General features: G+C 40.8%; 14 protein-coding genes and 1 other RNA gene. 4 read left to right on the top strand and 11 right to left on the bottom strand.

Going from position 1 to position 20,152, the window contains the following annotated elements; genetic code table 11:
- Positions 1 to 246: 246 nt before the first annotated feature.
- The gene (locus QUB80_RS27510; protein WP_289792778.1) at positions 247 to 1,773 is read left to right on the top strand and encodes a slipin family protein; all 1,527 of its coding nucleotides are present in this window, start codon (positions 247 to 249) and stop codon (positions 1,771 to 1,773) included.
- A gap of 219 nt (positions 1,774 to 1,992) precedes the next feature.
- The gene (locus QUB80_RS27505; protein WP_289792653.1) at positions 1,993 to 2,592 is read left to right on the top strand and encodes a Uma2 family endonuclease; all 600 of its coding nucleotides are present in this window, start codon (positions 1,993 to 1,995) and stop codon (positions 2,590 to 2,592) included.
- Position 2,593: 1 nt separating this feature from the next.
- Here QUB80_RS27505 and QUB80_RS27500 read toward each other — a convergent pair whose 3' ends face one another.
- Positions 2,594 to 5,227, bottom strand: a complete 2,634-nt coding sequence (locus QUB80_RS27500; RefSeq protein ID WP_289792652.1) for a DNA polymerase III subunit alpha — start codon at positions 5,225 to 5,227, stop codon at positions 2,594 to 2,596.
- Between the two features lie 279 nt (positions 5,228 to 5,506).
- Complete coding sequence (locus QUB80_RS27495; RefSeq protein ID WP_289792651.1) at positions 5,507 to 6,559, bottom strand: DUF8692 domain-containing protein; 1,053 nt, start codon at positions 6,557 to 6,559, stop codon at positions 5,507 to 5,509.
- A 266-nt stretch (positions 6,560 to 6,825) separates the two neighbouring features.
- On the opposite strand from QUB80_RS27495, the gene QUB80_RS27490 reads away from it, so the two are divergent.
- Positions 6,826 to 6,999 (top strand): hypothetical protein, encoded by a 174-nt coding sequence (locus tag QUB80_RS27490; protein ID WP_289792650.1) that lies wholly within the window; start codon positions 6,826 to 6,828, stop codon positions 6,997 to 6,999.
- Between the two features lie 838 nt (positions 7,000 to 7,837).
- Here QUB80_RS27490 and QUB80_RS27485 read toward each other — a convergent pair.
- From QUB80_RS27485 to QUB80_RS27475, 3 genes are all read right to left on the bottom strand, one after another.
- Positions 7,838 to 9,553: a diflavin flavoprotein gene (locus tag QUB80_RS27485; RefSeq protein WP_289792649.1), complete on the bottom strand. Its 1,716-nt coding sequence runs from the start codon at positions 9,551 to 9,553 to the stop codon at positions 7,838 to 7,840.
- 142 nt (positions 9,554 to 9,695) lie between these two features.
- Positions 9,696 to 11,414: a diflavin flavoprotein gene (locus tag QUB80_RS27480; RefSeq protein WP_289792648.1), complete on the bottom strand. Its 1,719-nt coding sequence runs from the start codon at positions 11,412 to 11,414 to the stop codon at positions 9,696 to 9,698.
- 303 nt (positions 11,415 to 11,717) lie between these two features.
- Positions 11,718 to 12,851, bottom strand: a complete 1,134-nt coding sequence (locus tag QUB80_RS27475) for a DNA cytosine methyltransferase (RefSeq protein ID WP_289792647.1) — start codon at positions 12,849 to 12,851, stop codon at positions 11,718 to 11,720.
- A gap of 514 nt (positions 12,852 to 13,365) precedes the next feature.
- Between QUB80_RS27475 and QUB80_RS27470 the strand changes: the two genes are divergently transcribed.
- Positions 13,366 to 14,544: a TrbL/VirB6 family protein gene (locus QUB80_RS27470; protein WP_289792646.1), complete on the top strand. Its 1,179-nt coding sequence runs from the start codon at positions 13,366 to 13,368 to the stop codon at positions 14,542 to 14,544.
- Between the two features lie 488 nt (positions 14,545 to 15,032).
- Here QUB80_RS27470 and ssrA read toward each other — a convergent pair.
- The 6 genes from ssrA to QUB80_RS27440 all read right to left on the bottom strand — a co-directional run bounded on the left by ssrA (position 15,033) and on the right by QUB80_RS27440 (position 20,113).
- Positions 15,033 to 15,424: a transfer-messenger RNA gene (ssrA, locus tag QUB80_RS27465) on the bottom strand.
- 210 nt (positions 15,425 to 15,634) lie between these two features.
- The gene (locus QUB80_RS27460; protein ID WP_289792645.1) at positions 15,635 to 16,582 is read right to left on the bottom strand and encodes a F0F1 ATP synthase subunit gamma; all 948 of its coding nucleotides are present in this window, start codon (positions 16,580 to 16,582) and stop codon (positions 15,635 to 15,637) included.
- Between the two features lie 146 nt (positions 16,583 to 16,728).
- Entirely contained in the window at positions 16,729 to 18,249 is a 1,521-nt protein-coding gene (gene atpA, locus QUB80_RS27455; RefSeq protein ID WP_289792644.1) for a F0F1 ATP synthase subunit alpha, read from the bottom strand.
- Positions 18,250 to 18,404: 155 nt separating this feature from the next.
- Entirely contained in the window at positions 18,405 to 18,959 is a 555-nt protein-coding gene (gene atpH / locus QUB80_RS27450) for an ATP synthase F1 subunit delta (RefSeq protein ID WP_289792643.1), read from the bottom strand.
- Entirely contained in the window at positions 18,956 to 19,513 is a 558-nt protein-coding gene (locus tag QUB80_RS27445) for a F0F1 ATP synthase subunit B (RefSeq protein ID WP_289792642.1), read from the bottom strand. The genes atpH and QUB80_RS27445 overlap by 4 nt, the downstream gene beginning before the upstream one ends.
- 165 nt (positions 19,514 to 19,678) lie before the next feature.
- The gene (locus tag QUB80_RS27440) at positions 19,679 to 20,113 is read right to left on the bottom strand and encodes a F0F1 ATP synthase subunit B' (RefSeq protein WP_289792641.1); all 435 of its coding nucleotides are present in this window, start codon (positions 20,111 to 20,113) and stop codon (positions 19,679 to 19,681) included.
- Positions 20,114 to 20,152 lie beyond the last annotated feature (39 nt).

Genomic DNA, 20,152 nt, shown 5'->3' with positions numbered 1-20,152 from the left:
GGACTTACGCAAAATACCTCTCTAACTCTTATTCCTCCGTGCCTGGAGTGGTTTTATTCTTCCGTGACTGGTGCGTAAGTTCTACTTCTCTGACTTTGGCAGGAAAGGCAACGCCGGAGTCTCTTATACACGATGCCCAGCCCTTTCCAAAAACACAGGGACAAATTCTTCACGCCAAATATATAAATGTCTTTATCAAACCTTCTGCGTCGCCTACAACTGCCTAAGTTATCTATGCAAATTTCTATGTGGAAAACTTTCTATATCAAACCTAACGAAATTGGTATTCTATATCACCGTAGTGATTTTAAAAAAATTTTGCAACCTGGGACTTACACTTATTTTGGTTGCTATTGGCAAGTCAAAACCTACGATCTCAACCAACCAGAAGCGAAAATAGAGAACTTGGAACTGTTGCTGCGAAATCACAGTTTGGAGTTACAGCAATATCTCTTGGTAGTAAGGACTGCATTCAATCAAGCCGCTTTATTGCGCCTCGGACAAAATTGGATCAGTATTGCACCAAATCAACTGCGAGCTTTTTGGCGTGGTTTTATTGAGGTAGAATCTCATCTTTTCAATTTGAATGAAAGCTTGGAATTACCTACGGAGTTTGTACAGCAACTACGTGGAATTGCCTTGAGTGGAATCAAAAAGTTTCAAATCTCGGAGTATGAGATTGGTTTGCTGTACGTGCAGAATGACTTTGTACGACCGCTAGAATCAGGTGAGTATGCTTTCTGGGTGGTTAATAGAGATGTTTCCGTCCGAACTCTCAGTCGTATTGTACCCAATCCAGACTTTCCCTTGGAGGATGTGTTAATTGAGCGGCACCCTGAGTTTGTCGTGGCTTACTGCGAGATAGTTCAATTACAGAATCAGCAAGTAGCGATCGCCCGCTATCAAGGTAAAGCGATCGCCATTCTACCGCCATGCAGTCGCAAGCTATTTTGGCAAGGTGTGGAAGTAGAGGTGATTGACATTAGCACTGATGCTAAGTTGCCCTCTCGCTTGATTGCTGAGTTAGTTACGGGTTTGCCAGAGGCTCTTGCTTTGAGCCGCTATTGTTTGCATATTTGCGAAGTACCCGCGCAGCATATTGGATTGCTGTACGTTAATCAAGAGTTTCAAACTCAACTCCAGCCAGGAAAGCACGCCTGGTGGGTGTTTAGGCGTTCTTTACAAACCGAAGTATTTGACCTTCGCCAGCAAACTATGGAAGTATCTGGTCAAGATATTCTTTCCAAAGATAAAGTGCCTTTGCGCTTAAACTTAACTGCTGGCTTCCGCATCCTCGATCCACTCACAGCCAAAAACAGTTTATCGGATATTACTAGCTACTTATACAAAGAACTACAGTTTGCTTTGCGTGGTGCTGTTGGTGAAAGAACTTTAGATGCGTTGTTGGAGGATAAAGGCGCGATTGATAGGAGTATTTTTGATTATATTCACCAGAAAACAACAGACTATGGAATTGAAGTAGATTCGGTTGGGGTTAAAGATATTATTCTCCCTGGTGAGATTAGGACAATTTTGAGCAAGGTAGTAGAAGCCGAAAAAGCAGCCCAAGCAAATGTAGTCCGTCGCCGTGAAGAAACTGCTGCTACTCGCAGTATGTTGAATACAGCTAAGGTAATGGAGGATAACCCCGTTGCCTTGCGTTTGAAAGAATTGGAAGTACTAGAGCGAATTGCAGAGAAGATTGAAAAAATTCAAGTGAATGGGAGCTTGGATAGCATTTTGACGGAATTGATTCGGATTAATCGGCAATAAAAGGAACTGTGCCTTATTGCTGATAAACAAGAGCCAGAGGTTCTAATTCTCGTTACCAGGTTGAACCTGGTAACGAGGGTGGTGGGCTGCCGCCTTCAGGCTGTTGCATAGGCGTGCAAGATATTTCAGATGAGGAGGTGAATTTTACCACTCATAGCTTATAAACGTGAAAATAGAATCATCCCCTACAAACATCTCTACGGCAAATCAATTACAGCCATGACGAGCAATCTTGTACAGCAACTAGGCAGTCTAAGTACTGGAGAACAACGCCTCATACTTAATAATGTGAGTTGGGAACAATACGAAACCTTGCGAGCAACCTTAGATGATATCCCAGGGTTGCGGATGACTTATCTTGAGGGAACCCTGGAAATTATGAGTCCATCGCCGGAACATGAGGTAAACAAAAAAGCGATCGCGCGTTTAATCGAAATCTACGCATTAGAAAAAGACATTGACTTAACTGGTTACGGTTCCACTACCTTTCGCAAACAAGCCAAAGCCAGGGGGCTAGAACCGGATGAATGTTATTGTTTTGGCGAACTCAAAGAAGTTCCTGATATTGCGATCGAAGTTGTTCTCTCCAGTGGTGGTATTCATAAATTATCTGTCTACCAGGGTTTAGGAGTACCTGAAGTTTGGTTTTGGCAGAACAATCAGTTTTCTGTTTATAGGTTGCGTCAGGAAGGATATGAACTCATTCCTCGCAGTGAATTTTTACCAGAATTAGATTTATCTATTTTGGCTCAGTATGTTAAATTACCTAGTCAAACCCAGGCAGTAAAAGCCTATAGAGATACTCTCCGGCAAAGTTAAGTTATTCCGGCAATCCCTTGACTTGCATTAAATCCAACTCCCGTGCAAATATTTCATCAATCGGCAACATTTGCCCGTCAGTTGTCATAAATTTGTGGTCTTTAGTAGCTCGAATCATCGAACCATCTTCTAAAGAATATTCAAACACCTCTTGTTCACCGCGATTATGCCACTGAGCTATAGGTTGCGTGTACACATAACCGTTACTATCAACCGTATAAATCGTACACTCAATACTTTTTTCTACAATCTCTCCAATAGTTAAAAAACCATATTCTACCGTCAAAATTGCTGTATCGTAACTCAAGCAATATTCAGCAAATTTCAACATCTGCTCGAATAAATCCTCAGCAATTTGTTGTTTAACACCGTTTTTAGCTGCACCATCGATAAACTTTTCTCGCTGTTTTTGCATCTCCGAAACTTTCTTTTTACCCATTGCTCGGCGTAGCAAATCAGCTTGCCCTAAAGAATATCCAGCCATATCTTGAGCAATTTTCATAATTTGCTCTTGATAGACCATAATTCCATAAGTCTCATCTAGTATTGGTTCTAAAACAGTGTGTTCGTAATCAATATTTTCCCGCCCGTGCTTGCGGTTAATGAATTTTGGAATTAATCCAGCATCTAAAGGCCCAGGTCGATAAAGAGCTAAAATTGAAGAAATATCTTCTATATTAGAAGGTTTTAAATCACGCACTATCTGGCGCATTCCAGAAGATTCTAACTGAAATACACCTTCTAATTCACCTGCTTCTAACAGTTCATAAGTCTTTCTCACATCATGAGGAAGTTTGGCACTTTCCCCACCTTTAGCTAATATTTTTTGAGCTTTTCTTTCTTGAGCGGTAATTACATAGGGGTCAATTTTAAATCCATGATTTTCTTCAATTAATTCAATAGTCTTCTGGATCATTGTCAAGTTCTTTAAACCCAGAAAATCCATCTTTAACAAACCCAGCAATTCTAAGTCTTCCATAAAATACTGGGTAATTACAGAACCATCATTATTTCTTTGTAGCGGTACAATTTGATCCAAAGGTTCAGCAGAAATTACCACACCTGCGGCATGAACACCAAAGGTTTTGTTAGTTCCTTCAATGCGAATTGCCATATCTAGCCAATGGCGAACTTTTGGATCGTTATCGTATTTTGCTTTAAATTCTGGTTCTGGCGTTTCATCAGAAATCATCTTTTTGAGCGGCGCTGGTTTCCCCCGTGACACGGGAATCATCTTCGCCATCTTGTCTGCTTCCCCGTAAGGAATATTTAATACTCTAGCGACATCTTTTAATACCGCCTTGGAAGTCATGCGGTTAAAAGTAATGATTTGGGCTACTCTTTCTGTGCCGTATTTTTCATTCACATAATCAATGACTTGATCCCGTTTTTCAATACAGAAATCTGTATCAATATCAGGCATAGATTTACGTTCTGGATTGAGAAATCTTTCAAAAAGTAAGCCATGATGTACCGGATCAATATTGGTGATTCCCATCGTATAGGCTACCAAAGAGCCAGCAGCCGAACCACGACCAGGCCCCACTGGTATATCATTATCTCTAGCAAATTTGATATAATCCCACACCACTAAAAAGTATGTGGAAAAACCCATTTGCTGAATCATTTTTAATTCGTATTCCAGTCTTTCTTTGTAAACTGAATCGATTTCGTTACGAGATTTACGATTCAGTCTTTCTAAAAGTCCTTGCCAAGCAATTTCTTCGACGTAAGTATCTGCTGTATGTCCTGATGGAATCGGATAATTAGGAATGCGAGGTTCACCCAGAATATTGTAAGGTTCGACTTTATCTGCTACTTCTAAAGTTGTACTTACTGCTTCTTCAATGACTTCATCTGGTAGGTGATCGCGAAATAACTGCTTCATTTCTTCAGCAGATTTCAGATATTCTGTGCCGCTATAACGCATTCGGTTATCTTCAATAATTAATTTACCAGTCTGAATACATAACAAAGCATCGTGTGCTTCTACGTCATAACAAGAAATGTAATGAGAATCATTTGTAGCGACAAATTTAATCCCTAACTCACGTGCAATTTTAATAATTTCTACATTTACAATCCGGTCTTCTGGAGAGCCGTGATCTTGAATTTCTAAATAATAATCTTCACCAAATACATCTTTGTACCACTGTGCTACTCTTCTTGCAATATCTGGTTTGCCAGCAAGAATTGCTTGAGGGACTTCACCACCTAAACAAGCACTAGTAACTATTAATCCTTCACGATATTCTTTGAGTAATTCTTTATTAATACAAGGACGGGAAAAAATACCTTTGCCTTGCACACCTTGGAGGTGAGAAAGCGACGTTAATTTTACTAAATTTTTATAACCTTTTGTATTTTTTGCCAAAACAACTTGATGATAACGCGGACGGCGCTCTTGTTTTGTGATATCGCCGTTAATCACATACATTTCATTGCCGATAATTGGCTTAATATTCTTGCTGCGGCAGATTTTAATTAGTTCGATCGCCCCGTACATCACCCCATGATCCGTTAGGGCGATCGCTTTCATGCCCAACTCGATCGCGCGATCCACTAAATTTGGTAATTGACTCGCACCATCCAGCAGGCTGTAATCACTGTGAATGTGCAAAGGAACAAAGGACATACGTTTTCCCTACATGAGCGAACAACACAAGTGTTTTCCATTAAACTACAGCTGTGCAGCCTCTATGTATGCTAGCAAGCAAATTTTGCTAATAGTAGGTAAGCGATCGCACTTTTATCTCAAAGTTCAAACCACCTCGCTATGACTGCCAGACAGCAGATTGAGGTGGTTGCTCATAAAGTATTGATGATAGAGTCAACAAAGAACAAGCGATAAATTGCTGTTTAGATGTATAACTTTAACATCTGCTTCACCCATTATAGGTTTCAAATTAGTAGTTTAATTATTAACTATTTTCTGATTGTGATTAATAATAATATTTAGAGATATACCTTTAATGTGTGTACTAATATACGACATTAAGGCATAAATAAAAATAACTATACCCAGCATCTCTAAAAACTCTTCAATAGTTGTGATGACAGCATAAATTATATTGTCCTGACCATACAAATTTGCCTGGTAGCCACCCAACATTTCTATCCCAATAGTACCACTTATGTAGATTGTCCCAGCTATTAAAAATAAGCGTTTTATTTTTTTGGGAAGAGCAGTGATAAATTTTAAAAACGCTAATAGGAACATGAGTACGAATATAGCACCAGGTATCACCCAAGCAAAGTAAAGAAAGCCACTAGTATTGAATAACTTTTGCGTTGGCGCAATCAGAAGTTCATGAAAGCTCATAAGTTCATCTATAGACAAACATACAAAAATAATTGTTAATGCTCTCCAGTGAGAGATATGGGCTTCACCAGCTATTTTTTTGGCAGAGGTGATTAAAAACAGAAGAATAGAACAAAATAACAAAGCAATCGCTGAATACAGGCTAGGAAAATTTCTCTCTTGATCGACATTAAATAAATATATTAATAAATCCCTCAAAGGATAGTCAGGTAGGAAGTATAAAGAAAACTGTCCAGCAAAACTAATTGTGCAAAGAAATATTATCAACAAAAGCAGCAATCGCAAGGTGTTTTTAGGAGAGAGACACAATAAAACTTTCTGCAATGTTAAACCACTATTTACTGAATCAACATATCTACTTTTAGTTTGTTCTAAAAAATTGTTATCTTGCCTATTATCTCGATTTTGAGACAACTGTTTTTCCTTGGGTATTAATAGGTTGGTAAATACCAAATTTTCCATAAAAAAATCTATAGTTTGCTGCTCAACCCAGCCACGCATTGTGAGAATTTCTTGTAACTTTCTGCCAGATGAAACTTGTTCACTAAGTGCCGTTTTTAATTGGTCTGGTGTTAACAATCCTGCCTTAACTAAACACTTTCCTAGAAATTTTTGCTTGTCTTGTCTACTCTCTATCTTAGTCATGATTGATATATTATTCTTAAATGTTGTATTTAAGCCGATTGCTAACCATTTTGTTAAAATACATAAAAATTAGGTTAACAGAAGGTTATTAAAAAGTAAATAAAAATGATATAAAGGTTAAATGTAAATTTTTTGTATAAAAACTTTATAAACTACACGTATTATTGCGTAATATTTATAATAAATATGTTAAGACGATTAAAGAAAAAATTTAAAAATTAGTTTAAATCTGCAAAATTTTATACACAGTTTATTGCGTACTCTGTATGAAGCCATGTCTGCATTATTTGTGGCTCAAAACTGGGATTGCATCTCAATCTCACTCAGCAGTTAATCTGATGGGAGATATAACTGTGAGTGCTGTGCTCTACAGCAAAAAACCTCGTTCTCTGGACGAGGTTAAATATATTGATGCCTTTGCCAACGCTACAGGTTTATAAAATTTAAAATTTTTGATTAACGCCCCACAGTTTGTACTAGGGGCATTAATGTTGTGCAACTGAAATCGTCAATTTTAAATTGCGACTATTTAGTTTTAAAAAGGCCCTTTTGCGTCACATTCCTTAGTCCAGCACCTTTTAAGAAGTTCAATCCTGTAAAGATATGCGAAGCGACGAGGATCTAATACTAATTTAGTATCACTACTAAAAAGGGGCTGGTTCAGATACTGCCAGAGAGGAAATCTGATTTTGGTGTGTTTTGGAGTCATAAGAGCATGAAAAACTATAAAACTGTCGTAGCAGTAGACGGCATCTGATATTCAAGGTGCCTGTTACTGATTCCCTAGTTAAACCGTACACAATATATATTCAATTGTCCTTAGGGCAATTGCGGAAAATTGAGCAACTCTCTTGCTCAATATTTTATATTATCTTTTTATCGGTATTTTAAGTAACTATTTAAATGTATAAAACTCGAAAAAAGCATAGAATATAACATACCAAAGAATAGAAAAATTAAATGAACTGACTGATTATTCTTGTTTAGGAAATTTAATCCGGAATTTCAAATAGTTAAATAGGATCAATCTCCAAATTATACGAAAAAGTGCTTATACTTTGTAGAGCGATCGCGATTTTAAGAGCCAGTAAAATTACTATCAAACAAAGTTCGCAAGCTTAGTTACCAAATCAGTAAAATCAACACTTGTTACTACGTAATTCATGATAAAAAAACCCACTTTTGTGGGCTTGAGGGAATATTTAACTTTTTCGATTAAGTAAAATTTTTCTCAGTCTCTACATCATACCAGCAAGGCGACATGACTTAAGGTAATAATTAATAGTGATTACCCGCTTTGCGATGATGGACAGCAGTAATGCCTTCTGGTTTGAGTAATTTTCCATTGTCAACAATCGCATATACAACCCAATGGTCACCACATTCCATACGTTTGTTGACCGAACATTCAAGATATGCTAGAGCATCGGTGAGAATTGTACAGCTGTTATCTGCAACTGCTGTGGGAAAACTTGCAAATCTATTTTCTCCTGGGGCAAAAGATTTACGGAAGTGTTTCATGTAATCTTGATAATTCTCTTCACCCAGGATATTTAGAACAAACTTACCTCCTGGATACATTAGAGACTCAACTGCCCGATCTTTAGCGATCGCAACCGTAATACCTGGAGGATTAAAAGTGGCTTGTGATACCCAAGCACCAAGCATTCCGGTACAGATATCACCAAGCTTGGCAGTGACAACGCAAACTGAACCAACTATCCTGCCGATCGCCTGCTCAACAGGAGTAGCAGCTGGTTGAGGCATTCGCTGTTTTTTAGCTTTTTTGAGTGTTTGGGCAAAGTCTGTACCCATTTCTTCACACTCTTTTAGAGTAACGTCTGTAGGTTTAAACCTTGCCTTTAAGGTTTCAAACCCAAACTTAAAACCAGCATCTTTGAGCTTTCCTTCTATTAAGTCAAATGCTTCTCCACTCCAACCATAGGAACCAAAGACACCAGCTAGTTTAGTGTTATCACCAACGGATAGAACAATACCAAGGGCTGTGTGGATGGGAGTAGGCGCATTACCACCGATCGTGGGAGAACCCATGATAAAGCCATCGCACTTTTCAATGGCAGCGCGAATTTCATCAGGTTCGGCAAATTCGCAGTTGATCGTCTCTAAAGCTACTCCTCCTTTGGTGAGTCCTAAAGCAAAAGCTTGGGCGAGAGTTGCCGTATTGCCGTAAGCTGAAGCATAAAGTAAGGCAACCCTAATCTCACGATCAGTTTGCGATCGGCTCCATATCTCATAGGCTTTAGTAAGCTCTAACAAGCCATAACGAATTAATGGCCCATGAGCAGGAGCATACATTCTCACCGGCACTTCTGATATTTTCTCCAGAGCTGCTTGTACCTGAGTTGCATGAGGAGCCATCAAGCAGTCAAAGTAGTAGCGCTGATCTTCCTTCAACAAATCCCAGTCTTCATCAAAAACTTCATCGCCACACAAATGCGCGCCAAATAATTTATTAGAGTAAAGTATTTGGGTTTGCTCGTCGTAAGTACAAAGTCCTGTCGGCCATCGTGGACTAGGAATAGGAATAAATTTTAAAACATGGCCTTGTCCCAAATCCAGAGTTTCTTTCCCCCGCATCGTGATAATTTTCAACTCACGGTTAGGAAAAGTAGCACGTAAATTGGCAGCGCAGGGAACTGAGCAAACAAAAGTGAGTTTTGGAATTAAATCTAAAAGCCCTTTGAGGGTAGCGACACGGTTAGGATTAAAATGACCTAAGATTACATAATCCAATCCTTCCCAATCATTGAGACATTGTCGCAATGCATCTAGGTAAATTTGAGTAAAAGTTTCCGGCGGCGGGTCGATAATAGCAGTTTTATCAGCTTTGATTAAGTAGCAATTCGAGGTAGTACCTCTAGCAAGTGCGTATTCAATTTCAAAGCGCAGACGTGTCCAACTACGCGCTCTGAGTACAGTCGTATTTGTGGCGATTGGTAAAACCTGCACGTCACGAGGATTGGGATTATTCATAGGCTTTGTGTGAGGAGAGGGCGAAATAGTTATAAAGAAAGACGCGGGGAGGGTAAGACGCGGTGACGCGGAGAAATTATCAAAAATATTCCCCGTGTCCCCGTGTCCCCGCGTCAACCAACACGAATGACTGGAATTAGCTTTAGTAGTAGTTACCTACCTTGCGATGGCGAACAGCTGTCAAGCCGTCGGCTTTGGCAACTCGACCATCAGTGACGTTGCAGTATAAAATCCAGTGGTCACTACATTCCATGCTGCTCTTGACTTCGCATTCCATATAAGCAAGAGCGTCTGTGAGAATTGGAGCACCGTTTTTAGCTGTTTGAGTTTTCACTCCGGCAAAGCGATCGCTTCCAGGAAGTAAACGCTTGAGGAAATGTTTCTTCAGCTCGTGGTAATTTCCTTCTTCTAAAACATTAAGGACAAACTTATCGCCGACTTGTAACAATGAGTCAATCGCACGATCTTTGGCAACGGCGATTGTAAATCCTAAAGGTTGGATGCTGGCTTGTGCTACCCATGAAGCAAGCATCGCTCCTTTGACTTCATTCTTTTTGGCGGTAATAATGTAAAGTCCACTGCTAATCCTGCCTAAGGCTTTTTCCAAATTAACGTCGATGGATTTAATTTGCTTAATGTTGCGCTCGCGGACTAGCAATTGTCCCAAATCAGTACCCGCTTCTTCACACAATTGGTATGTGGCTGGGGTGGGTGTTTCTTTGATGCGAATTGCAGGGAAGGCTTCTTTGACACCGAAGTCAACAAATCTTCTGCGTAGCGGATCGATTGGTTCATCATCGCCGCCATAACATTCAAAAAATCCAATCACTTGCTTTTCTTTGGTAACGCCCAATAGCGCACTGATTGCAGCTTGAGCCGCAACATTTGCCGTTGGAGGCATACCGATCACAATGCCAGATGATCTACTCGCTAGTTCTTGGATTTCTTGAATCTCCCCATTAGTCAAATCCATCATTTCCACACCGATACCAGTTTTCTGGATACCTTGGGAAATGGCTTGGGCGAGGCGATCGCTACATCCATAGTCAGAGACATAAAACAAGCCAACAATCGTTTCTGATTTTGCTTGCTTTTGGCTCCAACTCTGGTAACACTCTTTCAGAACATCAAGATGATGGTAAAGTAAAGGGCCGTGTCCGTTAGCAATGATTTTAATGTTTCCGAGTTCGCCCATTTTCTTCATTGCATTTAGCAACGAACGAGCATTCGGCCCCATTAAGCAATCGTAGTAAAATCTAAAGTCAGGTTCGATTGCCTCTAGGTTGACATCGAAGGTGTCATCGCTGCAATAGTGCATCCCAAAGGCATCACAGGTGAAGAGAGTTTGGGATTGATGGTCGAAACTGAAGATAGTATCCGGCCAGTGTAAATTTGGGGCGCTAACGAATTCGATTTCGTGTCCTTGTCCTAAATCGACGCGATCGCCACTTTTGACAATCCGCTTCGAGAACGGATCGTGTACCAAATTTTCCAGAAACTGGAGTGCAACTTTTGACGCTAAAACAGTAGCTCTGGGTGCTAATTGGAGAACGTCTTCCACCAAGCCGCTATGATCTGGCTCTGTGTGGCTGACAATAATGTAATCAATCGCTTTTGGATTGACCAGTTTTTTCAAAGTTTCTAAATACAAGTCGCGAAACTTCGTATGAGAAGTATCGACCAAGGCAATGCGATCGCCTTTAATTAAATATGAATTGTAGGTTGTACCATTTTGTAGCCCGAATTCTATATCGAAGCGATCGCGATCCCAATCAAGAGAACGGATTGCCGTCGTGTTGGGAGCAATTTCAACAGTTTGTATAGTAAGTCGTTTTTGGACGTTCTCTGTGAGCGCTGCCATTAGGAGTCTCCGAGCACAAATCATCAGTCTGCTTTTCACTTCTTATTTTGCTCATAATTATTTTTGTAAAGTTGTTCAAAACTCTATTTTTTTGAAAAGTCAATATGTAGCCAAAATGTCTATTTTTTGGCATACACTGTTACTGAAAATCTGTAGTTAATGCTCGTTTTTAGAGTTGAAAATTATAGCAAAAATTGGCAGCTAATTCTATAAAAAATTACAACAAAAAAGTCATAGCAATGTTATTGCTGCTAATGATTTTGTAACGAAAAGCATAAATTTTGCAACCGTTGTATATAATTTTTATGCAATCTGATTTAAATACGGAATCAGAGCATAACCTATGCATTCTGCTAAACGAGGTGGTACAGCATTACCGATTTGCCACATAGCTTTTTTCATAGAGCCTTCAAAAATAAATGAATCTGGAAATGACTGTAATCGTGCCATTTCTCGTGCTGAAATTACACGGTTAAGATAGGGATGAATATGAGTGCCACCGTGATTCTCCTTTACAGTCATGCTAGGTTTATTAGGATACTGGCGTTTAAAAGCATCTATATAAGTTTTGTATAATGAACCACCCGGTGGAACTTGAGCAATTCTTTCCATAAATTTAGGTGAATGACTAGTCCATTCATGGTTAATTTCTGGTATTGGAGTCCAAGCAGGAAGATCTGAAATTCCTGACTCAATAGGTTTATATTGCTCAGGTAATAATTGAGGTTGGGGATAAGGATTCAACATCCCAAATCTATTAGCAATAAAAATAGCTCGTGGGCGAATTTGTGGCACCCCATAAGCAGCAGATTCAAGAATCGCGATCGACATATGAGGATAACCGATATCTGCAAATTCTTCACAAATAGCTTGTTTAACTGCTCCTTTTTTGATTGTGAGAATTCCTGGCACATTTTCCATCACAATATACCAGGGACGTATTTCTGAAACTACTCTCACAAACTCATAAAATAAGCGATTTCTAGGGTCGTTAGGATCGCGTTTTCCTGCTACTGAAAATCCCTGACAAGGAGGCCCACCCACAACTAGATGAACTTCAGGTGAACCGATTTGACTGAGCCATTTTATAGAATTAAATTCTTCGATTTTTCCACAAAAATGATGACACTGAGGAAAATTTCTTTTATAAGTTGCTGAGGCGATCGGATGAACTTCAACACTTGCTAAAGGCTTAAAGCCGACCTGCCTAAAACCTTGAGTAACCCCACCCGCACCGCAAAATAAATCAACAAAAGTATAATCAATTATTGGTTTGGACTGTAATTCTACTTCAATAAATATTTTGTGTGGATCTTTGTCATTTATCTCTAACTGTCGTTGGATGCGTTCATAGCGTCCTAATTTTGCTTGCTTTTGTTTTTGAGAATGATTCTGTTTGTCCCATTCAGGAAACAAAGACAGTTGTGTTGCCTTCATTTGATGCTTACTAGTATCTTTTTTTGTTCGGGGAAAAACTTATAATTCAGTGTAGATTGAGTTGAAAGAGTGCAACTCGTCCTACTATTTATAAATCTTACTTCAATTGATTGACGCAATATTTCACTAGCGATTTTGGCTAAATCGGCTCTCTCATTTTGAAGATTTATGTCCCTGTAGTACTGGTGTAATGAATAAAACCAGATAAATCCGGTAAGGTGAAATTTTTATTAGAAGAAATTAGCTTTATTGTCTATAAAGTTTTATCTAAAAAAATTAAGATTTTATGAAGAAACCTTTGTGCAATTTATGCATGAAATGAATATATTTTTATCGTTTTTAAATATGGATATTATGCACTACCTGCATAATCAAAATATACTGTGAGTTTCCTAAGCTTGGCAACCTTTTTGTCGTAGCCACCCATGCTGCTCCTCATATTATAGATTCACAGCTTAAATCGATTTTAAAGATTGGAGCAGTAAGATTATATGAACATATAAGTTCCAGAGTTTTGAAAGAGCGCAGTGAGAAAATTAATAGTCTAATTACTCAACAAGACTTACAACAACGTTTCTTTACTTTTTGGGAAGAAACACCATTACGTTGGAAAAGGTTGAAGGATGAACTTCTAGCTGTTTTGGGAGAAAATCTTCCAAAGACACGTCTATCTCAAAGTGATAAAGACATTTGTAATTTAAAGCATGAAATTCCTCAGCAGATAGCAGAAAAAATTAAAGCCTACGAACAAACAAAATCAGAAATTGAGCAGCGACAAAAAGAACTTCAGCAATTAGAACAAGAAGAATCAAAGCGTGTATTTCAGGTAAAACAGGGAAGAGATAGAGTCCATCAAAAAATTTCTAATTTGCATAGTCAGACTAAAGACTCGTTTCGGCAAACTTACAACAATATGGTTCATCTTGCTGCTGTTGAGACTATGATACGGAATCGCTACAACAATAAGAGAGATGCAAAGGAATATGCAGCAGGTTACTTAGTAGAACAACTTCAAGGTGAGCTAAAAAATACTATTAAACAAAATTCTGAAGATTTGAAGGCAGAAATCGATAAATTCCTGGAAACTTATGAAAAGGTGTTTCTCAAATTACCTAAACTCAACGTTGGTTCTGTCTCTATTCCTTTTGACTCAAAGGGAGCATTTCTTGGTGGTTTAGCAGGTGCTGGTGGAGTTGGTGCGCTTGCTTTGTGGGCAACTTCATTAGGAAATCTTGGTGCTTATATCTTGGTTGCCAAATTTGTTAGTCTTCTTTCTGCTTTAGGAATTAGTATTAGCGGAGGCGTAGCAACTGTCGTATCTTTTGTTGCTGGCATTGGAGGCCCCATAACTTTGGGAATAGGATTAATTGCAGCTGCTACAATGATTGGATTGTCACTTTTTGGAGAATCATGGCAGCGTCGTCTAGCCAGGAAAATTGTTAGTCATTTTGAAGAACAACAAGTACTCAACAAGTTTCTTCAAGGAGTTGATGAGTACTGGCAGGACACTGGTAAAGCCTTTGATAAGGGAGCAGATGCTGTAGAAAAAAGCTTTCAAGACTACATTCAACACCTTCGCGAGCTATGCTCAAATGATGATAAAGCTTCTAGAGAATATGTTGAGTACATTTTATCCGTACTTAGGGAACTGGCAAATTTTTTCACTGCAATCCCTTGGAAGAATCATACATAGCAAGCATAGAAATTTGTAAATAACAACACTTAGACTCACAAACAATAAGTTGTGGGTCGAAAAATTTTGAGATTGCATTGATTTTATTGAATATGAAATCCGAGTATAAACCCCCTTTTGAATAGCCCGTGCAGGTGGGCTTGGTTTGTATCCCGCTCTCGTGTTATCCCGCCCAGAACTGAAGTTCTAGGCTAATAGCCTAAGTTCACTCAAGTGGACTGAAATTTTTGTTGAGTCTACTTCTAGTAGACTTTAGCTATTAGCCAGAGAATTGATTCTCTGGCGGGATAGCAACGAAGCGAGAGATTTAAAAAATGTAGGCAACGACAAGGCTTCTAGCCTATGGGTATAAAGTTTAATTTGAGTTTCCAAAACTACTGAAATTTTTTGTCGCACTTCAATTCTCTGAATACTTCAATTCTCGAAATTATCAATAAAAAACAAAATCCACCTACACATATTAGTGTCAGGTGGACTTAATTATTTTGAAGTGGATCCGAGCAGAGTCGAACTGCTGTCCAAACTGGGTATTGACCCCCCGCTCATTCACAGGTTTAGCCTTTCTTACCCTCAAGGCGGGAAACGTTCATTATCCCGAACGGTAGGATTCTCTGGTGAGGTCTTTGTCAACAAGCCTACCAGAGGAGACTTGCTAACGCATCCGTTGGGGTTTGCCCCTAGCCCTTAACGGAGTCAGACTAGAAGCGCTCGAACCGTTAGAGGTGTTTAGGCAACTGCTACAGCAGCTTCCTTACGAGCAAATTTTACGATGTTGTTCGCATTTACTTTTTTTTTGAGCCTTGGATTTACGAGAGATGACTCACTCTCGACCTGGATCACAGAGTAGCTTTCGCCAGCCTGTCGAAACCGGTGCGGACCCATGAGGTTCTTATATTCTTATTATAGTGTGCAGTTTTAAACTTAGACACTATATTGAGAAAAATTCTCGATTTTTGAGAGGGGATTGGGGATTGGGTATCGGGTATTAGGAGAGGATGCAGGGACACGGAGAATTGATCGGCACGTTCTTGCCCCTTGTCTTTTTGTCTCCCCCTCCCCCCATCCTCTTTCTCCGTGTTCCTCCGTTGTCCTAACTTAACGCTTGGGCGCCACCAACAACCTCAAGAATTTCTTGGGTAATTGAAGCTTGCCGGGCTTTGTTGTAAGACAGGGTAAGGGTGTTAATTAACTCAGCCGCGTTATCGCTGGCATTACTCATGGCTGTCATCCGCGCTGCCAGTTCACTGGCTGCTGATTCTTGCAGTGCTCGCAATAACTGGTTAGTTAAGTAAAGAGGTAGCAAAGAATCCAGAATTTGCACCGGATCTTGCTCGAAGATCATGTCATTGGGAAGAGACCGAACTTGAGCAGTCACTTTCTGTCTTTCTACTTCAAACTGACCGCCACGAGTTGTCAGACGGAAGATTTCGTCGTCTGCGGTTTCTAAACCTTGAGTGTCAAGGGGAAGCAGAGTTTGTACTACCGGACGAGAGCTAACTAGGGATACGAACCGGGTGTAAATTAACTCGATTCTGTCTACGCTTTCTGAAAGAAACAAAGAAAGCAGTTCGTTAGCAATGTTGGAAGCTTCGGCTGCGGTAGGAATTTGTTCTAAGCCGGTGTATACAGCATCAATTGGTTGATCGCGACGTTGAAAGTACTGTGCGGCTTTGCGCCCCACGATCACAAATTTGTAATCTACACCTTCTGCTTTGAGTTCCTTGGCACGATTTTCGGCACGCTTGATGACGTTGGTGTTATAACCACCGCACAAACCCCGATCGCCTGAAATTACCAACAGCCCTACTGACTTAATTTCCCGCTTTCTGAGCAAGGGTAGGTTTGCTTCTTCAAACCGCAAACGGGCTTGCAAACCGTAGAGTACTTGAGCTAGGCGATCGGCAAAGGGGCGAGTGGATAATACCTGCTCTTGGGCGCGACGTACCCTCGCTGCCGCCACCAGCCGCATAGCTTCTGTAATTTTTTTGGTATTTTTAACCGATTGAATGCGATCGCGTATTGCTTTGAGGTTAGCCATAATCTTTGATTAGAGACTAGGGATTAGAGGCTAGGGACTAGAGAGATTAAGAATGAGAGGTTAGGGATTGGAAAGATGAGTATTACCAGAATTTAGGGGATTTAATCTACAACCCTAGCCCCTAGTCCCTAACCCCTATCCCTTAATTACGCCGTTGCCAAGAAGGTCTTCTTGTATTCATTAATTGCTTCTTTCAGGGCAGCTTCTTCGCTATCACCCAGTACTTTCTGTGATTGTACACCTTTAACATACTGAGGTTTGCTAGTCTTTAAGTACTCGCGGAAACCCTTAGAGAAAACAGTAATTTTATCGGCGGGAATGTCGTCCAAATAACCGTTAATACCGGCATAAAGAATTGCCACTTGCTCATACACTGCTAGAGGTGAGTTTTGCGGTTGCTTTAAGAGTTCCCGCAAGCGCTGACCCCGTGCTAACTGATCTTGGGTGGTTTTATCTAAGTCAGAAGCAAATTGCGCGAAGGCTTGCAGTTCATCAAACTGCGCCAACTCCAACTTCAACTTACCGGCAACTTTTTTCATTGCCTTGGTTTGAGCGGCAGAACCTACCCGCGATACGGAAATACCGGGGTTAATTGCAGGACGAATACCAGCGTTAAATAAGTCAGCAGAAAGGAAGATCTGACCGTCGGTAATCGAAATTACGTTGGTGGGAATGTAAGCGGATACGTCACCTGCTTGAGTTTCGATGATTGGCAGGGCAGTCATGCTACCTTTACCTAATTCGTCACTCAGTTTAGCTGCTCGCTCTAACAAGCGAGAGTGGATGTAGAAGACGTCTCCAGGATAAGCTTCCCGTCCGGGAGGACGACGCAGCAGCAAGGACATTTGTCGATAGGCTGCGGCTTGCTTGGAAAGGTCATCGTAAATAATTAGGGTAGCTTTGCCTTTGTACATGAAGTACTCAGCGAGTGTCGCACCTGTATAAGGAGCTAGGTATTGCAGGGTGGCAGGGTCACTGGCGTTGGCAGCAACGACGATGGTGTAGTCCATAGCGCCTCTGTCTTGCAGTGTTTGCACGACGTTTGCCACGGTGGAAGCTTTTTGACCGATCGCTACGTAGACACAAATTACATCTTCTTCTTTTTGGTTGAGGATGGTGTCAATTGCGATCGCTGTCTTACCAGTTTGACGGTCACCAATAATCAACTCTCGTTGACCGCGGCCGATGGGAATCATCGCGTCAATAGCGGTGATTCCGGTTTGCATGGGTTCGTGTACGGAGCGACGCGCTACAATACCAGGTGCTGGAGATTCTATCAAACGGCTTTCATTGGTCTTAAGGTCTCCCTTGCCATCAATGGGACGACCCAAAGCATCAACAACGCGTCCAATAAGGGCTTCTCCTACCGGCACCTGAGCAATTTTGCCAGTAGCGGTGACGGTGCTACCTTCTTGAATTTCATGGCCTTCACCCATCAACACCGCACCGACGTTGTCTTCTTCTAGGTTGAGGGCAAGACCAATGGTGCCATCTTCAAATTCTAATAGCTCACCCGCCATCGCTTTTTCTAAGCCATAAACACGGGCGATACCATCACCTACTTGCAAAACCGTACCAACGTTAGCTACTTTGACTTGTTGGTCGTATTGCTCGATTTGTTGCTGGATAATGCTGCTGATTTCGTCAGGTCTGATGCTAATTGCCATTTGTCTATCTTCTTGCTGTCGAGACGGAAAGATTCAAAAGTTAGGAGTTTAGAGTTAGGAGTTAAGAATTAAATTTTAGTAGTTGAGAGTTACGAGCTTAAGAATCAAATCTGTTACTCATAACCCAGAATTCATAACTCATCACTCATAACTTTCTAGGCACTGGTTAAGCGCAAAGAAAGGCGACGCAATTGACCTCGCAAGCTTGCGTCAACTACCTGAGAACCCACTTTTATAATGACACCACCGATGATGTCACGATCAATTTTGGTGTCTAGTTCTACTTCGCGAGCGTTGGTCATAGCTATGACCTTTTCTTTGACTGCTGAGGACTGCGCTTCGGTCAGAGGAACGGCAGATATTACTTCTGCTAACACTGTTTGTTTGAGTTGCCGCAACAGCGCCAAATACTGCTGGCAAATATCTTCCAGTAAAAGAATGCGCCGTCTATCTACCAGCAGCATCAAAAAGTTACGGAGATAAGTGTTAGCACCTTCACCGAAGATGCGATTGATGACTGCCTTTTTATCCTCTGGTGGAATAAAAGGATTGCCAAAAAAGTTCCGCAGTTGCTCGCTCTGGGACAACAAGTTTAGTAAAGAGCGTACATCCTCACCGAACTCTTCTGTCTGGTTTTTTGATTGCGCTACCGACATTAAAGCCTCTGCGTAAGGCTGGGCTATTTCGGCTGTTGCGATATTAGTTTTCATCCCTTGCCTCCCAGTAGTGCGATGCTGCGATCAATTAATGTTTGTTGGGCATTGTCAGAAATTCCACTTTTTAGTTCTGACTCAGCTTTTTGCAATGCCATCGCAACTACCTGCTGCCGCAGTTGAGCGATCGCTCGCTCTGTTTCTGTACTTAAATCACGGGCAGCTGTTTCTTTCAAACGTTGCACATCTTCTGCTGCTCGTGCCAAAATTGCTTCACGAGTTGCCTGAGCGTTTTCTTCAGCAGATTTACGAATTTGTTGTGCCTCTGCTTGTGCCTTGGTCAACTTCTGCTGTGCGTCAGAAAGCTGTGCAGCCGCTTCCTTTAAGCGCTCTTCTGCTTCCCGAATTGCTGTTTCAATATTTGAGCGCCGCTCGCTCAAAGTGTTGCCTACAACTTTACGCCCAAAGTAAAATAATACGCCAACCAGAATCGCTAAGTTAATGATGTTGGTTTCTAAAATGTCTAGGTTGAGACCGAAACCGCCTTCTGCTGATTCTGCTTCTGCCAATGCTTCTGTGGCTAGTAATAAGACAGTTCCTATGATACCCATCTACAACTGCGCTGCTCCCTTACTAGTAAGTTTAGAACTTTCCCCAAAGGAAAAAAGGGAAAAAAGTGTCAATGCGTGACACTTAATTCAGCGCTTACAGAGACTACGCCCCGCTGCGCGTATGCCTTTTTTGGAACCGATTTTGCGAGCTTGATCAAAATAGCTCTACTTCCCAACTAAACTTGGTTCCAATAGTTTTTCTAGAATTTGCCTACTAAAAGCATCTACTTGTTGTTCTAAAGAACGTAAAGCTTCCTGCTTTTGCTGTTCTATTTCCTGAGCCACCTGTTCTCGTTGAGCTTGAGCTTCTCTTTGTGCTTCGGCGATTTTCTCAGCAGTAATTTTCTGAGCATCTTCCTGAGCTTGAGTCACGACTGCTTGAGCTTGCTTGCGAGCATCAGCAAGTTGCTGCTCATATTCTTTGGTCAATCGCTCAGTTTTAGCCAAGCGTTCGCGAGCTTCCAGGTTATTCGTTCGGATGTAATTATCGCGATCGTCCAATGCCTTGGTCAGTGGCTTATAGAAAATCACATTCAATACAGCTGCCAACAGCAGGAACTGCAATGCCATCAAGGGCAAGGTAGCATCGAAATCAAACATTTCTCTCCTCTTTGGCTGGGACAGCAGTTTTCATGGCAA

Origin of the sequence: Chlorogloeopsis sp. ULAP01, from assembly GCF_030381805.1 — a bacterium.
Lineage (GTDB): Bacteria > Cyanobacteriota > Cyanobacteriia > Cyanobacteriales > Nostocaceae > Chlorogloeopsis.
Note: the sequence above shows the minus strand (reverse complement) of the source record. Positions and strands in the feature narration are given on the sequence as shown.

Excerpts from the sequence above, each read along its gene's own strand:
- QUB80_RS27510 (WP_289792778.1), top strand. The coding sequence starts at position 247 with ATGTGGAAAACTTTCTATATCAAACCTAACGAAATTGGTATTCTATAT.
- QUB80_RS27505 (WP_289792653.1), top strand. The coding sequence starts at position 1,993 with ATGACGAGCAATCTTGTACAGCAACTAGGCAGTCTAAGTACTGGAGAA.
- QUB80_RS27500 (WP_289792652.1), bottom strand. The coding sequence starts at position 5,227 with ATGTCCTTTGTTCCTTTGCACATTCACAGTGATTACAGCCTGCTGGAT.
- QUB80_RS27495 (WP_289792651.1), bottom strand. The coding sequence starts at position 6,559 with ATGACTAAGATAGAGAGTAGACAAGACAAGCAAAAATTTCTAGGAAAG.
- QUB80_RS27490 (WP_289792650.1), top strand. The coding sequence starts at position 6,826 with ATGAAGCCATGTCTGCATTATTTGTGGCTCAAAACTGGGATTGCATCT.
- QUB80_RS27485 (WP_289792649.1), bottom strand. The coding sequence starts at position 9,553 with ATGAATAATCCCAATCCTCGTGACGTGCAGGTTTTACCAATCGCCACA.
- QUB80_RS27480 (WP_289792648.1), bottom strand. The coding sequence starts at position 11,414 with ATGGCAGCGCTCACAGAGAACGTCCAAAAACGACTTACTATACAAACT.
- QUB80_RS27475 (WP_289792647.1), bottom strand. The coding sequence starts at position 12,851 with ATGAAGGCAACACAACTGTCTTTGTTTCCTGAATGGGACAAACAGAAT.
- QUB80_RS27460 (WP_289792645.1), bottom strand. The coding sequence starts at position 16,582 with ATGGCTAACCTCAAAGCAATACGCGATCGCATTCAATCGGTTAAAAAT.
- atpA (WP_289792644.1), bottom strand. The coding sequence starts at position 18,249 with ATGGCAATTAGCATCAGACCTGACGAAATCAGCAGCATTATCCAGCAA.
- atpH (WP_289792643.1), bottom strand. The coding sequence starts at position 18,959 with ATGAAAACTAATATCGCAACAGCCGAAATAGCCCAGCCTTACGCAGAG.
- QUB80_RS27445 (WP_289792642.1), bottom strand. The coding sequence starts at position 19,513 with ATGGGTATCATAGGAACTGTCTTATTACTAGCCACAGAAGCATTGGCA.
- QUB80_RS27440 (WP_289792641.1), bottom strand. The coding sequence starts at position 20,113 with ATGTTTGATTTCGATGCTACCTTGCCCTTGATGGCATTGCAGTTCCTG.